General features: G+C 69.1%; 15 protein-coding genes. 9 read left to right on the forward strand and 6 right to left on the reverse strand.

The window, feature by feature from the left end; genetic code table 11:
• Positions 1–61 precede the first annotated feature (61 nt).
• The 4 genes from istB to ACTMMA_RS03835 all read right to left on the reverse strand — a co-directional run bounded on the left by istB (position 62) and on the right by ACTMMA_RS03835 (position 4224).
• Positions 62–907, reverse strand: a complete 846-nt coding sequence (gene istB / locus ACTMMA_RS03820) for an IS21-like element helper ATPase IstB (protein WP_441188763.1) — start codon at positions 905–907, stop codon at positions 62–64.
• Positions 904–2253 carry a Mu transposase domain-containing protein gene (locus ACTMMA_RS03825; protein WP_441188762.1) on the reverse strand — a complete coding sequence of 450 codons (1350 nt, stop codon included), beginning with the start codon at positions 2251–2253 and terminating at the stop codon, positions 904–906. The genes istB and ACTMMA_RS03825 overlap by 4 nt, the downstream gene beginning before the upstream one ends.
• 307 nt (positions 2254–2560) lie before the next feature.
• Positions 2561–3913, reverse strand: coding sequence for a dihydrolipoyl dehydrogenase family protein (locus ACTMMA_RS03830; protein ID WP_006593178.1), 1353 nt, complete (start codon positions 3911–3913; stop codon positions 2561–2563).
• Positions 3910–4224, reverse strand: a complete 315-nt coding sequence (locus ACTMMA_RS03835) for a thioredoxin domain-containing protein (protein WP_006593177.1) — start codon at positions 4222–4224, stop codon at positions 3910–3912. Before ACTMMA_RS03835 ends, ACTMMA_RS03830 begins: the two co-directional genes overlap by 4 nt.
• Before the next feature lie 63 nt (positions 4225–4287).
• On the opposite strand from ACTMMA_RS03835, the gene ACTMMA_RS03840 reads away from it, so the two are divergent.
• From ACTMMA_RS03840 to ACTMMA_RS03860, 5 genes are all read left to right on the forward strand, one after another.
• Entirely contained in the window at positions 4288–4689 is a 402-nt protein-coding gene (locus ACTMMA_RS03840; protein WP_114906268.1) for a heavy metal-responsive transcriptional regulator, read from the forward strand.
• 444 nt (positions 4690–5133) lie between these two features.
• A complete protein-coding gene (locus tag ACTMMA_RS03845; RefSeq protein ID WP_006593175.1) occupies positions 5134–5436 on the forward strand; it encodes a DF family (seleno)protein in 303 nt (100 codons plus the stop codon).
• Between the two features lie 755 nt (positions 5437–6191).
• Positions 6192–6551 carry a Cd(II)/Pb(II)-sensing metalloregulatory transcriptional regulator CmtR gene (gene cmtR / locus ACTMMA_RS03850; protein WP_441188779.1) on the forward strand — a complete coding sequence of 120 codons (360 nt, stop codon included), beginning with the start codon at positions 6192–6194 and terminating at the stop codon, positions 6549–6551.
• The gene (locus ACTMMA_RS03855) at positions 6548–7147 is read left to right on the forward strand and encodes a cadmium resistance transporter (RefSeq protein WP_114906266.1); all 600 of its coding nucleotides are present in this window, start codon (positions 6548–6550) and stop codon (positions 7145–7147) included. Before cmtR ends, ACTMMA_RS03855 begins: the two co-directional genes overlap by 4 nt.
• A gap of 197 nt (positions 7148–7344) precedes the next feature.
• Positions 7345–7815, forward strand: coding sequence for a TnsA-like heteromeric transposase endonuclease subunit (locus ACTMMA_RS03860; protein ID WP_441188780.1), 471 nt, complete (start codon positions 7345–7347; stop codon positions 7813–7815).
• Between the two features lie 123 nt (positions 7816–7938).
• On the opposite strand, the gene ACTMMA_RS03865 is transcribed toward ACTMMA_RS03860, so the two are convergent.
• Positions 7939–8178, reverse strand: a complete 240-nt coding sequence (locus ACTMMA_RS03865; RefSeq protein WP_441188781.1) for a helix-turn-helix transcriptional regulator — start codon at positions 8176–8178, stop codon at positions 7939–7941.
• A 168-nt stretch (positions 8179–8346) separates the two neighbouring features.
• Between ACTMMA_RS03865 and ACTMMA_RS03870 the strand changes: the two genes are divergently transcribed.
• A complete protein-coding gene (locus ACTMMA_RS03870; protein WP_441188782.1) occupies positions 8347–9903 on the forward strand; it encodes an MFS transporter in 1557 nt (518 codons plus the stop codon).
• Complete coding sequence (locus ACTMMA_RS03875) at positions 9900–10541, forward strand: TetR/AcrR family transcriptional regulator (RefSeq protein WP_441188783.1); 642 nt, start codon at positions 9900–9902, stop codon at positions 10539–10541. The genes ACTMMA_RS03870 and ACTMMA_RS03875 overlap by 4 nt, the downstream gene beginning before the upstream one ends.
• Here the strand turns inward: ACTMMA_RS03875 and ACTMMA_RS03880 are convergent.
• The gene (locus ACTMMA_RS03880; RefSeq protein ID WP_441188784.1) at positions 10493–11440 is read right to left on the reverse strand and encodes a VanZ family protein; all 948 of its coding nucleotides are present in this window, start codon (positions 11438–11440) and stop codon (positions 10493–10495) included. The two genes, ACTMMA_RS03875 and ACTMMA_RS03880, sit on opposite strands and share 49 nt — an antisense overlap.
• A 374-nt stretch (positions 11441–11814) precedes the next feature.
• Here ACTMMA_RS03880 and ACTMMA_RS03885 point away from each other — a divergent pair, with 374 nt between their 5' ends.
• Both ACTMMA_RS03885 and ACTMMA_RS03890 read left to right on the forward strand, forming a co-directional pair.
• The gene (locus ACTMMA_RS03885) at positions 11815–12717 is read left to right on the forward strand and encodes a carbohydrate ABC transporter permease (RefSeq protein WP_441188785.1); all 903 of its coding nucleotides are present in this window, start codon (positions 11815–11817) and stop codon (positions 12715–12717) included.
• Positions 12714–13580, forward strand: coding sequence for a carbohydrate ABC transporter permease (locus ACTMMA_RS03890; RefSeq protein WP_441188786.1), 867 nt, complete (start codon positions 12714–12716; stop codon positions 13578–13580). Before ACTMMA_RS03885 ends, ACTMMA_RS03890 begins: the two co-directional genes overlap by 4 nt.
• Positions 13581–13584 lie beyond the last annotated feature (4 nt).

A 13584-nucleotide genomic window follows, 5' to 3' on the forward strand; every position in this document is an offset into this window, starting at 1 on the left:
TGACGAGGCTCGTCGAAGTTCCCCAGTGATGCTCACTGAATTTCCCCACCTTGGGCGGTGGTCAGTGTAGGGGTTGGCGGGTGGCGGCTCGCAGGGTGCCCTGGCGGGCGTGGTGGTCGCGCAGCCGGTAGGAGTCGCCTTCGAGGTTGAGCACGACGGAGCGGTGCAGGAGCCGGTCGAGCATGGCTGCGGCGACGGTGCTGTCGCCTAGGACCTCGCCCCAGGATGCGACGCCGCGGTTGGTGGTGAGCACGATGGACGTCTTGAGGTAGCGCTGGGAGACGACCTGGAACAGCGCGGAGGCGGCCTCGCCGGGCAGCGGCAGGTAGCCCAGCTCGTCGATGATGAGCAGGGTTGGGCCGGCGAAGAAGCGCATGGTGGTGGCCCAGCGTCCTTCGATCGCGGCGCGGTGGCACCGGGCGGCCAGATCGGCGGCGGTGGTGAAGTAGGTGCGGTACCCGGCCTCGGCCGCGGCCCGGCCCAGGCCGACGGCCAGGTGCGTCTTGCCGACGCCGGGCGGGCCGATGAGCAGCACGTTGGTCGCCGACTCCAGGTACCGGCAGGTGGCCAGTTCGTCGATGAGCTTGCGGTCGACGTTCGGGGCGGCGTCGAAGTCGAAGTCGGCCAGGGTGGCCGGGGTGGGCAGTGAGGCGAACCGGAGCCGGCCGGCGAGCTTGCGGGCCTCGGTCGCCTCAACCTCGCGGGCGAGCAGGTGCTCCAACGTCGCGGTCATCGACCACCCCTGCTCGGCGGCGGTTGCCAGGACGGTGGGCAGGTGCTCGGCGGCGGCGTGCAGCTTCAACGCGGCCAGGTGGGAGCGCAGCTGCTGGTAGGTCGACGCCTGGCTGGTGATCATCGGCGCCGGCAGCGCCTCGGTCGTCGTCGCGGTCGTGGGTGTGGTGTTCATCGGGTCAGGGTGTTCCTTCCTCGGGCTGCTTTGTCGTAGGCGGACAGGTCGATGACCACGTCCGCGGTGGTGGCGGGCTCGGGTTGGTGGCGGGCGCGCAGCGCCTGCGCGGCTGCCTGGGCTGCGGGGCCGGGTGGGATGCGTTCCTTGCGCCGGTGCGGCACAGAGGCGTCGTGCCCGGCGAGGACGCGCGCCTCGAGCGCGGTGACGTGGGCGTGCTCGCGGACCATGACGCCAGCACCGTCGGGGGCGAGCTCGTGCCGGGCGATCACCGTCCCGGAGGTGGTGGCGATGTCGATGCGCGTGCTGCCCAGGCGCCAGGTGACGGTCACCTGGGCACGGGCGAGCTCGGGGGCGACGGAGTAGAAGTTGCCGCGCCAGGCCACCAGCGCCTGCGCCGAGACGACCCTCTCCTCGGTGATCGACGCGGGGAACGGGACGGTCGGGACCGGGGCCAGCGGTTCCTTGGCGGCGAGGGTGAGCACGGAGGCCTTCCCGTCGGGGCCGCCGGGCCGCATGCGGGCATCGCCACGGGTGGTGCAGAACTTGTCCAACGACGCCTGCGCCTGCTCCACGGTGACCTCGTCGGCCAGGGTGCGCCACCAGCGTTGGGCGGCGGTGTGGTTGGCCTTCTCCACCACGCCCTTGCGGTTGCCGCGCCGCGGCGGGCAGATCTCCACACCGACGCCGTAGTGCTTGGCCACCGCGGCGAACGACGCGGACACACGCCCGGTGGCCGGGTGGCACACGGTGGCCATCCGGTCGAACCGCCACGAGCGCGTGAGCCCGCCGAGCGCTCTGGTCACGCGGTCGAGGGCGCCGATGAGGTGAGCCTGGTCCATCGAAGGGCACAGCACGCCGCGCCACCGGCCGGAGTGGGCCAGGGCACCGACGAGCAGGAACGCCTTGGTGCCCCAGCCCCAGTGCTCGGGCGGGTCCGGCAGCTCGACCCAGTCCCACTGGGTCTCCTCACCCGGTGGGTGCTCGATCACCGCCGCCGGGCGGCCCTTCGTGCCGGCGCACGGTTCGCAGTGCGGGCGCAGCCCGCGGGTGCGGACCTGCCGGGTGAAGGTGGAGTAGGCCTTGTCGTACCCCAGCTCGACGACCTCGTCGTACAGGGTCATCGCCCACAGGTGCGGGTCCTCGGCCAGCCGGGCGCGGACGTAGTCCACGAACGGCTCGAACGGGTCCTGCCCCGCCGGCTTGCGGACGCCCGCGGCCCGGTCTCCGCGCAGGTAGGCGCGGATGGTCTTACGGTCCCGACCCAGATGCCGGGCGATCGCTGAGATCGTCCAGCCCTGCCGGGCCAACGCGTGAACTTCGATGTCTTCCTCCCGTGACAGCATGGGACGAGGGGCTCCTTCGAGTAGGCGTGTGGTCAGAGACCGCCATCATCGAAGGAGCCCCGCCCGTCCCCGGATGGGGCCACAGGGTGGGGAATTTCAGTGAGCAGAACTGGGGAGATTCACCTGAGCGCCGTCAGAGAACCTACATCTTGCCAGCTGTGGGATCTCATCTAACGTGTCGGTTTCTCACTTAACTCGCGGACGCGTGTCGGTCGTCCCAGTTAATGGCGGAGTGTCACGCTGAGTCTCGTGACAGTGGAACCGCTGCTGAGCACACGGTGTTGTGGGATTGCTGCTCGTGCCTGGTTCAGAGCATGGAGCCCAGGTCTGATCCGACGGTGGGGTAGGCGGCGGTCATCGACTTCAGCTGGCGGGTGGTGAGTCGCAGTTTCATGGCGAGGGCGAGGATGTTGACGAGTTCGGCGTACTCGGGTCCGAGCAGGTGTGCTCCCACGATGGTGTCGTCGGAGCGGTCGATGAGGATCTTGGTCGCGGCGGTCGTCTCCCCGATCCGGTAGTTGGAGTACCAGCTGCTGGTGTCGGTGTAGCGGACGTCGATGTCAATGCCCCGGTCGCGGGCTTCTTCCTCGAGCAGGCCGACCCGGGCGAGTTCGGGGATCGTGAACACCGCGGTGGACACGCCGGTGTAGTCAGGGGCGGTCGTGGTGCCCTTGAGCATGTTGGACGCGGCGACCTTGCCCTCGAACACGGCGACCGGGGTCAATGGCATGCCAGGGGTGCTGGCCGCGTCGCCGGCGGCGTAGACCGCCGGGTTGCTGGTGCTCTGCAGATGGGCTGCTACGCGGATCCCGTCCTCGTCCCACTGCACGCCGGCGGTCTCCAGGTCCAGGGTCGTCAGCTCGGGGACCCGGCCTGCGCCGTGCACGACAAGGTCGAACTCCCTTGTCGTTGACCGCCCTGGTTCATCGACGCTCACCTGATAGCCGGTGCTGGTCTTCTCCACGGCGGTGAGCGTCGCAGAGGGCCAGTTCTCGATGCCGGCCTTGGTGCCGCGGTCGATGAGGAGGTCGACGAGGTCGGGGTCGAAGGCCTTCAGCGGTCGTGGTTTGCGGTCCAGGATGACCGGGGTGCTTCCGGCCCGGGCGGCGATGTGCGCGAACTCGAAGGAGATGAAGCCACCGCCGACGAACAGGATCCGTCGCGGCAGCTCGGTCAGGTCCAGGAAGCCGGTGCTGTCCAGCAGGTGCTCGTGCCCGGGCAGGTCCAGCGGGCGGGGGCGCGCACCGGTGGTGATGAGGAAGTGTCGGCTGGTGCAGGGGGCGTCGTCGATGGCCACGGTCTGGGGACCGGTGAACCGCGCCGTCCCGTGCAGGGTGGTAACGCCGTTACCGGTCAGTCCTGCCTCCATACTGGCGGGGACGGGGTCGGTGAAGCCGTGCTTGTGCGCCATGAGGTCGGCCCAGTCGACCGACAGGCCGTCGTCGTTGATGCCCTTACCCCGCATCAGGCGGGCACTGTCGATGATCTCGGCACCGCGGCGCAGGATCTTCTTGGGATCACACCCTCTCAGGGCACACGTGCCGCCGTAGGGAAGGGCGTCGACGATCGCGACCTTCCATCCAGCGGCGGCGCACTTGTTCGCCGCCGTGACCCCGGCCATGCCGGCACCGATGACGATCAGGTCGTAGTCGTAGATCATCGCGTGACCTCCTGGGTCAGCCCCAGCGCTGCGTGTAGCTGTTCCAGGGTCGGTGCCCCAGCAAGGCCGTCGGCCGTGCGATAGACCCGGCAGGAGAGGCCAGCTGCTGAATCGGGTGAGCCGAACGCGTCGGCCCCGTCGACCAGGACGGTCGGTGAGCCCCGAAAGCCCACCCGCTCGGCCTGCTCGAGGGTCTCGACGCGCTGACGCCGGATCCTGACTTCGGGGTGTTCGGTCGCGATCGCGACCAACCTGCGGTCAGTCACCTTCCAGCTGGGGCAGTCCTCGAAGTAGAGCAGGCAGACGTCCATGCCCGCGACGCTAGACCTTGTACCGTGGTGCAAGGTCAAGCGCGAGAGGTGGGAGACGGGCGAATGCGGATCGGAGAGCTGGCCGAGTCGGCCGGAGTGAGCAGTCAGACCATCCGCTTCTACGAGCGCCAGGGCCTGCTGCCCGAGGCCGAGCGAGGGGCGAACGGCTACCGCGTCTACGACGAGTCCGCAGCAACACGGCTGCGCTACATCGCCATGGCGCAAGCGGCCGGGCTCACGCTGTCACAGATCCGCAGCATCCTGGACCTACGTGACCAGGGGTCCACCCCCTGCCAGCACGTCACCACGCTCCTGGACACCAAGCTCGCTGACGTTCGGACACGGATCCGCAACCTCCTCACGCTGCAGGCAGAGCTCGAGGCCCTGCTCCAGCGCAGCCAGCTGCTTGACCCCGGCCACTGCGCAGACCAGGACATATGCCACATCCTGTCCCCGTCGCAGTAACAGCCGCACAGGGTATGACCCCCCAGAACGAGAACGGGTGCACACCCGCAGCATTGGGCATCGCCCTGTAACAGGCGTGACTCGTGGGAAGTCCGGATCCGCGAAGAGGATCGCCCGCCGGCCTCCTGTCCAGTCGGGAGAGAACATCCGGACATCGGCGTCATGCGTGAGAGTGATGTCACGACCATTGGCAAGGGGCTTGGGGGCGGCCCCCGACCGACTCTGAGAGTCTTCGCTGAGGATTCCGACAAGTTAGGGAGACCTGCGGCCTCTCATCAGCATGTCGCTCCGCAGGTCACGTACCCGCTCCCCCCGACAGATCGGCCGAGAACCTACAAACAGACCAGCCCGTAGGTTGCTCGCGCAAGTTGTCATAGCCACCCGGTGGTCGAGAATGGAGAGCCCGTTGACCAACTTGGTGCAGGGGTCAGGAGATGGAGGCAAGTGTTGCGACTCGAACTCTTCTACTTCGACGGCTGTCCGCACTGGACCGTCGCGAATGAGCGACTGTCCGAGGCGTTGACCCGACTGGGTCGTGTCGACGTTGTGGTCGAGCGGCGCAAGGTTGAAACACCTGAGGACGCCGAACGGGTTGGTTTCACCGGATCACCCACGATCCGCATCGACGGCCACGATCCATTCTCCAGCGGCGCCGAGCAGGTCGGTCTGGCGTGCCGGGTCTACCAGATACCAGCAGGTCTCGCGGGCTCACCGACCGTAGATCAACTCACCGAGGTGCTCTCGTGAGGCGTGTACTGAGGCTGCTCGCTGGTGGCTACCTACTTCTCGCTCTCGGCAACAAGGCAGCCGAGGCGGCCGGAGCGATCAGGTGCGGCTGCGCGGAGGACTGCTGGTGCAGACGTCCTGGCCTGAATCTGTTCCGGTGGGTCTTCCCGTGGGGACACCGCAGCACCCACACCGCCCATGAAAAGGCCTCACTCGAGGTATCGCAGGAGTAGTCGCAGGTCGACGTCCGTCCCAACGCTTCCTTCGACGAACGCGACGCCACCGATTCGGATGTGCGGAGAAGCGGCCTACCGGTTTACCGCGGCTCGCTCGGGCGGTCAGCACCAAGGGTGTTCCGCGGAGCACCCCTTCGCCGGGTGCGCGAGGGTTGCCGCCAAGACAGCAGACTCGCCGTTAGGCCACTCATGTGGCGCCACGCCGGGCCTAGCCCTGGCCGTGACCAGGAGCAGGGCGCACCCAGGAGCCCCGGTGCCAACGACCCGGAGAGAAGCACGTTTGCTGGGTCAGCCTCGCTGAGCGGACGCTGTCACCTTCGGGGAAGGCGGGCGGCACCGCGCCCAGTGATGCGGTACCCGGGCTGCAGGACTGCGTGGCCGCCCACTTCTCCGTCAGCATGAAGCACTTCCACTTTCCAGCTCGAACCACCCGACCACGCCCGAACGCGAGCACGCCGCCCACGCATGAGGCAGGCCTGCCCGCCCTAATGCGCTTGCCGTCACCGTGATCAATTCAGTCGTTGCTGTATTGTTCAGCGTGTGCTGACCGTTGCTTTTCGTCTCGATGTGATGAACCGGTTGGGCCGGGCTCTGGCCGACCCCACCCGGTCACGACTTCTTCTGGTGCTGCTCGAGCGGCCGGCCTACCCCGCGGAGCTGGCGAGCGACCTAGGGCTGACGCGCTCTAACGTGTCCAACCATCTCGCGTGCCTGCGGGACTGCGGCATCGTGATCGCCGAGCTCGAGGGCCGTCGGACACGTTATGAGATCGCGGACCCACACCTGACGCGCGCGCTGAACGCACTGGTTGAGGTCACTCTCGCAGTAGACGAGAACGCGCCGTGCCTCGATCCTGCTTGCTCGATTGACGGAGGCTGCACCGCCGAGGCGCGCGCATGATCCTGTCCGCGGTCCTGCAGGCGATCGGCCTGTTCATCGCGACCAACATCGACGACATCATCGTGCTCTCGCTGTTCTTCGCCCGTGGTGCGGGACAGCCCGGGACGACCGCCCGGATCGCCGTGGGCCAGTATCTGGGGTTCGCGGGCATTCTTGGCGCGGCCGTACTCGTCACCGTGGGCGCGGATGCGTTCCTGCCCCCGGCAGTTATCCCGTACTTCGGACTCATCCCCTTGGCCCTGGGTGTTTGGGCCGCCTGGCAGGCCTGGCGCGGGGACGACGATGATGATGACGACGCCGAGGTCGCCGGCAAGAACGTCGCGGTCTGGACCGTCGCCGGGGTCACCTTCGCCAACGGCGGGGACAACATCGGCGTCTACGTGCCGGTCTTCCTCAGCGTGGGACCGGCGGCCGTGGTGGCCTACTGCATCGTGTTCCTCGTGCTTGTCGCGGCCCTTGTGATGCTGGCCAAGTTCGTGGCCACCCGCCCCCCGATCGCCGAAGTCCTCGAGCGGTGGGAGCACATCCTGTTCCCCATCGTCCTGATCGGCCTGGGCATCGCCATCCTGGTTGGTGGCGGGGCCTTCGGTCTCTGAGGATTCCGACAAGTTAGTGAGACAGCGCCTCGTCTCACCAACTTGTCGCCCCGCAGGTCAGCGAACCACTCCCCCGGACAGATCACGCGAGAACCTACAGCAGCATGTAGGTTCCTGCGCATCTTGTCGGATTCCTGATTTCTTGTCGGCCGCGTGTCGGATTCCTGGCATCTTGTCGGACGGGGCAGGCTGGGCGTGTGGAGCAACGCAGGCTCCGGGCCACAGAGCTGAGGCATCGCGGCGCGGATGGGTCTGAGGTCGTCACGAGCCTGGCGGACGCCGACATGGGGCAGGTCGCGTGTGGGGCGCCGGTGCGTGAGTTCTCCTGGCGTCCGAAGCAGGACAACTATCCGGGGTGGCTGTGGACCGCGACGACGGGCTCGCTCGTGGGGTACGAGAGCCTGCTGGAGCGGGACCGGGTGCTGCTGGCCGACTTTGACGCCGTCGTGGGCGGGATCGCCAGTCAGCCGTTCTGGCTCAGCGGCGATGACGAGGGCGTCCGGCGACGTCACGTGCCGGACTATCTGCTGACTTGCCGCGACGGCTCGGTGATCGTGGTGGACGTCAAGCCGGCGCGCATGTGCCAAGCCGCTCCCGCCGGCGTCAGCACGGGCTCCTCGCCCAGGGGCAGCGACGTTGCCACCGCACGCGGCAGGCCGGCGAGGTAGTCGGCGCGGTAGGCGAAACGAACGCCCTCGGGTGTCCGCTCCAACGTGGCGGCCGCCACCCCGTCCTTGAGCACGTGGACCTTCCGCACGTCCCGAGGATCTGGCCCGGCACGCTCGGTCACGTCAGGGCACCTCCCTGTCCGCCAGGACGAGCTGCAGCCCCAGGGCGTCGAGCACCGGGCGCACCTTGTCCAGGCGGACCGAGGCCTTGCCCGCCTCCAGCTCGCGGACGAACCGCTCGGACACGTCGGCCAGCTCGGCGAGATCGGACTGGCGAAGGCCCAACTCTCGACGACGCGCCACGAGCGCGGCCGCCCAGGACTGATCGTCACGCGGACGCGGGTCGACCGACGCAGCCTCCACGACGAACCTCCTTCCACCAAAGGCACGATCGTGCCGATCCGGCCGCCCCGATGGCGATTTGGTCAATCGACCAAATCGAGGGCATACTGGTGGCTGCCCCCTCGGCACGAGGGGCGCTCTGCGTGAGCGACCTCCGCATCCCGACGTCGCACCACAGGAGAACTCCTCATGCCCACCTGGCGCCGCTGGGCCGCGTTGGCCGTCCTCGTCCTGCCCGTCCTGCTCATCAGCATCGACATGACCGTGCTCGGCTTCGCCGTGCCCGCCCTGAGCGAGGCGCTGGAGCCCAGCGGCACCCAGCTGCTGTGGATCATCGATGTCTACAGCTTCCTGCTCGCGGGGCTCCTGGTCCTCATGGGCAATCTCGGGGACCGCATCGGCCGGCGCCGGCTGCTCATGATCGGCGCCGGCCTCTTCGGCGCGGCCTCGCTGGTCGCCGCCTTCTCGACGACGGCCGAGATGCTGCTCCTCGCCCGGGCGCTGCTCGGTGTGGGTGGGGCGACCCTGATGCCGAGCACCCTCTCGCTGATCCGCAGCGTCTTCGACGACCCGGCCGAGCGTCGCACCGCGATCGCGGTGTGGGCCGCGGCCTTCTCCGGCGGCGCCGCGATCGGCCCGATCCTGGGCGGCTGGCTGCTCGAGCACTTCTGGTGGGGCTCGGTCTTCCTCATCAACGTCCCGGTCATGATCGCGCTGGTCGTCGGCGCGCTGGTATTCCTGCCGGAGTCGCGCAACCCCCGGCCGGGACCCTTCGACCTGCTCTCCGCGCTGATGTCGATCATCGGCATGCTCACCCTCGTCTACGGGTTGAAGACCTTCGGCAAGGGCGAGCTCGACGCCCCCGGGGTCGGCGCGTCGGTCGTCGGGGTCGTGCTGCTGTGGCTCTTCGTCCGTCGCCAGCTCCGTCTCGACGAGCCGCTGCTGGACGTGCGGCTCTTCTCCCGCCGCGTCTTCGCGGTGTCGGTCTCGGTCAACCTGCTGACGATGGTGGCCTTCCTGCCGATCATGTTCTTCGTCCCCCAATATCTCCAGCTCGTGCTGGGGATGACCCCGCTCGCCGCCGGTCTGTGGATGGTGCCGATGGCCCTGGCGACCGTGGTCGGCGCGATCCTCTCGCCGAGGGTCGCCCGCCGGGTGCCGGTGCACCGCGTCATCGGCACCGGCATGACCCTCGCCGCCGTCGGCCTGGCGGTCGGAGCCCTGCTCACGCCGGCTGGTGAGATCTGGGCGTTCGTCGTGCTGTCGCTGCTGGCGGGCGGCGGCATCGGGCTGGTCGAGACGCTGACCAACGATGCGATCATCGCCAGCGCCCCGGTCGAGAAGGTCGGCGGGGCCGCGGCGGTCTCCGAGACGGCCTACGAGTTCGGGGCGGCAATGGGCCTGGCGGTCTTCGGGACGCTGGGCATGGCGATCTATCGCGAGCAGCTGCTGCGCACCGCCCCGGCCGGCCTGAGCGAGTCCGCGCTGACCTCGGCCTCGCAGACGCTCGGTGGCGCGGAGCATGTCGCCGACGCCCTGCCCACATCGCTGGGGGAGCAGCTCCACACGGCCGCCGGTGCGGCCTTCACGACCGGCATGTCCTGGGTGCATGCGGTGAGCTCGGTCATCCTCCTCGTCGTCGGGGTCGGCGCCTGGCTCATGCTGCGGCGCGAGCCCGCGGAACTGGCCACGGACCCGTCGGCACCTGCGGCGTCAGCGCCGGAGCCGGCCGGGGCCGGACGATGAGCGACAGCCGGCCTCGACGCACCCACGTGCCGGTCGAGCAGCGGCGGGCGCAGATCACCCAGGCCGCCCTGGCCGTGATGAAGCGCGAGGGCGCCTGGGCCCTGACCACCCGCGCCGTCGCTACCGAGGCCGGGGTCCCGCTGGGCGCGGTCCACTACGCCCACGGCTCCAAGGACGCCCTGATCGCCTCCGTCCTGGACTCCGACGTCGAGCTCGGCGCCCGGCTCATCCGGAGCGCCGGGGCGAGCGAGGACCTGGACGCCCGGGACGCGCTAGAGGCGAGCATCACCGCATACCTCGACGCGGTGCGGGAGCACCCGTTGCGCGAGCTGGTCCTGCAGGAGCTGTCCCTCATGGGGGTGCGCGAGGGGTCGCTGACCCCGCTCGTGCGCGACAGCATGGCTGGCTATCGGCGGACGCTGACCGAGGCGCTGGCCGAGGTGGCCGAGCGTCGCGACCTGCGTTGGAGCTGCGGCGCGCACGTGACGGCAGAGCTGGTCTTCGGCCAGCTGGTCGGTCTGGCGCAGAACTGGCTGGCCGCCCCCGACGACGCCCTGCTCGAGGCCTGCGTCAGCGCGATGGCCGACCTCTATGCCACGACCCTCGTGCCAGCGGGTGACGCGACGCCTCCGGCCTGACCGGCAGCGCGCGGGTCGACGACGTCGTGCCCGGTGAGGAGGCCGCTGAGGCCACGCGGGTCACGCAGCCCCCACAGCACCTCCGCGGCGATCCAGACCATCCCCACCAGCATCAACCCCAGGTCCAGCGTGCACAGCGCCGCCAGCGCGAGGCCGCGCAGAGTGGCCGGCCGCAGCAGCCCGGTCCCCCGGCCCCGCACCGGCACGGGACGCAGGTGGACGATGCGCTGCCCCAGCGAACCGCCCGCCCCGACCAGGGACGGCAGCACCGCCACCGTCAGCACCGTCAGCACGGCACCGATCCTGAGCAGGTCGACGAGCACGTCGGTCTCGGCGGGGCCGAGCTCGTGACCGGCCATGAGCATCCCGAAGATGCCCATGAGCATCGCCACCACCACGATCACGGCGACGCCGGTGAGCCAGGCGTCGAGCACCATCGCGGTCCACCGACGGACCCGCGTGACAGGGCGCGCCACCCCGCGCCGCGCCCGCAGCTCACCCGGGTCGGCGAAGAGCTCGGGCAGCATCGCGGCCACCCCGACACCCAGCGCGGCCCCGGCCGTGTTGGTGATGAGGTCGTTGACGTCGGCGAGGCGGTAGGAGCAGGGCATGAGGAACCAGTTGCCGGTGAGCTGGGTCGCCTCCACCAGGAGGGACACACCTGCACCGACGAGGATCGTGCGGCCGGCGGACCAGTGCGCCCACCGCACCCCGAGCACGCCCAGCGGCACGAAGAGCGCCACGTTGAGCACCATCTGGACCACGATCCAGCCGCTCGCCATCTGCGTCCAGGACAGCCCGGCCAGCTCGACCGGGACCTGCCGGAAGTAGGCCGTCGGGTCCAGCACGACCGGCCAGCCACGGCCCGCACAGTCCGCCGCCGTCATGCCCCACGGCATCGGGAAGAGCGTGTAGGGCCACGACCGCCGCGCCATAGGTGAGCACGATCCCCCAGCCGATCATCCGGGCAGGTGAGGGCGCCCCATACCTGCGGTAGTGCAGCACGAGGAGGGGAAGGAACGTGAGAGCGGTGAGGGCGACCCCCACGACCACGGACCAGAACGCCTGGGCGATGAACATGCCACCACCGTCGTCGCGACGGACCGCACGGGTCGTCCACCGACGGTAGGCACCTGCCTGCGACCCTGGTCGCACGCGGCGACGCCCTTGACCTTCCGCAGACCCGCCCTTCACCTGGGCTACCCCTGATCGCGGCCCTCCGGAAAGATCCAGGTCAGGCCCTGTTCACCCACGACTAGCAAGGTCGCCCCTCGTGGGTCGAGACAGTGCGACGGGACAGCGCTTCCGCGGCAAGGAGGTGCTCCTGGCCGCCGCGCTCCTGCTGCCCAACCTCATCCTGCTGGCCGTGTTCACCTACCGGCCGCTCGTCGACAACATCCGGCTCAGCTTCTTCCACTGGAACCTCGGCAGCCCGCGCTCGACCTTCGTCGGCTGGGCCAACTACGCCGAGTGGTTCACCAGCGAGGACAGCCGCACCGTCCTGTGGAACACCCTGATCTTCACCGCTGCGGCGGTGGTCGGGTCGATGGTGATCGGGCTGGCCCTGGCGCTCCTGCTGGACCAGAAGCTCCTCGGCCGGGGCCCCGTCCGCTCCCTGGTCTTCGCGCCCTACGTGCTCTCCGGCGCGGCGGTCGGCGTGGCCTTCCAGTTCATCTTCACGCCCAACTTCGGGCTGGTCCCCGACCTGCTGAAGACGCTGGGGATCACGCCGCCGAACTTCTACCAGCACTCCGGCTGGGCGCTGTTCATGGTGACCGCCACCTACATCTGGAAGAACCTGGGCTACACCTTCGTCATCTACCTGGCCGCGCTCCAGGGCCGCCGACGCGACCTCGACGAGGCCGCCGAGATCGACGCGGCCTCCCCCTGGACGCGCTTCACCAAGGTGCTGTGGCCCCAGCTGCGCCCGGCGACCTTCTTCCTGGTCATCACCGTGATGCTCAACAGCTTCCAGGTCTTCGACGTGATCCACACGATGACCCGCGGCGGCCCGTTCGGCAACGGCACCACCACGATGGTCTACCAGGTCTACCAAGAGACCTTCGTCAACCTGAGGGCCGGGTATGGGGCGACCGTCGCCTCGATCATGTTCGTCGCCCTCCTGATCGTCACCCTCCTCCAGGTCTGGGTCATGGAGCGGGGGCGGCAGCGGTGAGCACCACGACCCGGCGGCACGAGACCGCCGTGCACGAGCGCCGCGGGCCGCTGAGCGCGATCAGCGGCTACCTGGCGATGCTGCTCGTGGTGATCCTGATCGCGCTGCCGCTCTACTGGATCCTGGCCGCCTCGCTCAAGGAGCGGGCCGACATCTACACCGTCCCCGTGACCTGGGTCCCCGACCCGGTCACCGCGCAGAACTACGACGGCGTCCGCCAGGGCGTGCCCTTCCTGGACTTCCTGCGCAACTCGGTGATCATCACCGGGATCCTCACGGTCGTGCAGGTGGTGCTGGGCGTGCTCTCGGCCTACGCCCTGTCCTTCTTGCGCTTCCCCGGCCGCACCTTCGTGCTGCTGTTCATCATCGCCGCCCTCATGGTGCCCAGCCAGATCACCTGGATCAGCAACTACGCCCTCGTGGCTGAGCTGGGCTGGCGCAACACCTTCACCGGCATCATCGTGCCGCTGGCAGGCGTGGCCTTCGGCACCTTCCTCATGCGCAACCACTTCACCAGCCTGCCCGGGGAGATCATCGAGGCCGCCGAGATGGACCACGCCGGGCCGATGACCACCCTGTGGCGCGTGGTGCTGCCGATGTCCTGGCCGACGCTGATCGCCTTCACCCTCATCACGATCGTCAACGAGTGGAACCAGTACCTCTGGCCGCTCCTGATGGCCGACGACTCCTCCACCGCCCCGCTGCCCGTGGGCCTGACCCAGCTGCAGGACCAGGAGGGCTTCACCAACTGGGGCCCGGTGATGGCCGGCACGGTCCTGACCATGCTCCCGATCCTCATCGTCTTCCTCCTGCTCCAGCGCCACATGATCAAGGGCCTGACCGCCGGCGCCGTGAAGGGCTGAGCCA

It is taken from the genome of Ornithinimicrobium panacihumi (genome assembly GCF_052073805.1).
GTDB lineage: Bacteria > Actinomycetota > Actinomycetes > Actinomycetales > Dermatophilaceae > Ornithinicoccus > Ornithinicoccus panacihumi.

Coding starts and splice junctions, on each gene's coding strand:
- istB (WP_441188763.1), bottom strand. CDS start 907: ATGAACACCACACCCACGACCGCGACGACGACCGAGGCGCTGCCGGCG.
- ACTMMA_RS03825 (WP_441188762.1), bottom strand. CDS start 2,253: ATGCTGTCACGGGAGGAAGACATCGAAGTTCACGCGTTGGCCCGGCAG.
- ACTMMA_RS03830 (WP_006593178.1), bottom strand. CDS start 3,913: ATGATCTACGACTACGACCTGATCGTCATCGGTGCCGGCATGGCCGGG.
- ACTMMA_RS03835 (WP_006593177.1), bottom strand. CDS start 4,224: ATGGACGTCTGCCTGCTCTACTTCGAGGACTGCCCCAGCTGGAAGGTG.
- ACTMMA_RS03840 (WP_114906268.1), top strand. CDS start 4,288: ATGCGGATCGGAGAGCTGGCCGAGTCGGCCGGAGTGAGCAGTCAGACC.
- ACTMMA_RS03855 (WP_114906266.1), top strand. CDS start 6,548: ATGATCCTGTCCGCGGTCCTGCAGGCGATCGGCCTGTTCATCGCGACC.
- ACTMMA_RS03870 (WP_441188782.1), top strand. CDS start 8,347: ATGCCCACCTGGCGCCGCTGGGCCGCGTTGGCCGTCCTCGTCCTGCCC.
- ACTMMA_RS03875 (WP_441188783.1), top strand. CDS start 9,900: ATGAGCGACAGCCGGCCTCGACGCACCCACGTGCCGGTCGAGCAGCGG.
- ACTMMA_RS03880 (WP_441188784.1), bottom strand. CDS start 11,440: ATGCCGTGGGGCATGACGGCGGCGGACTGTGCGGGCCGTGGCTGGCCG.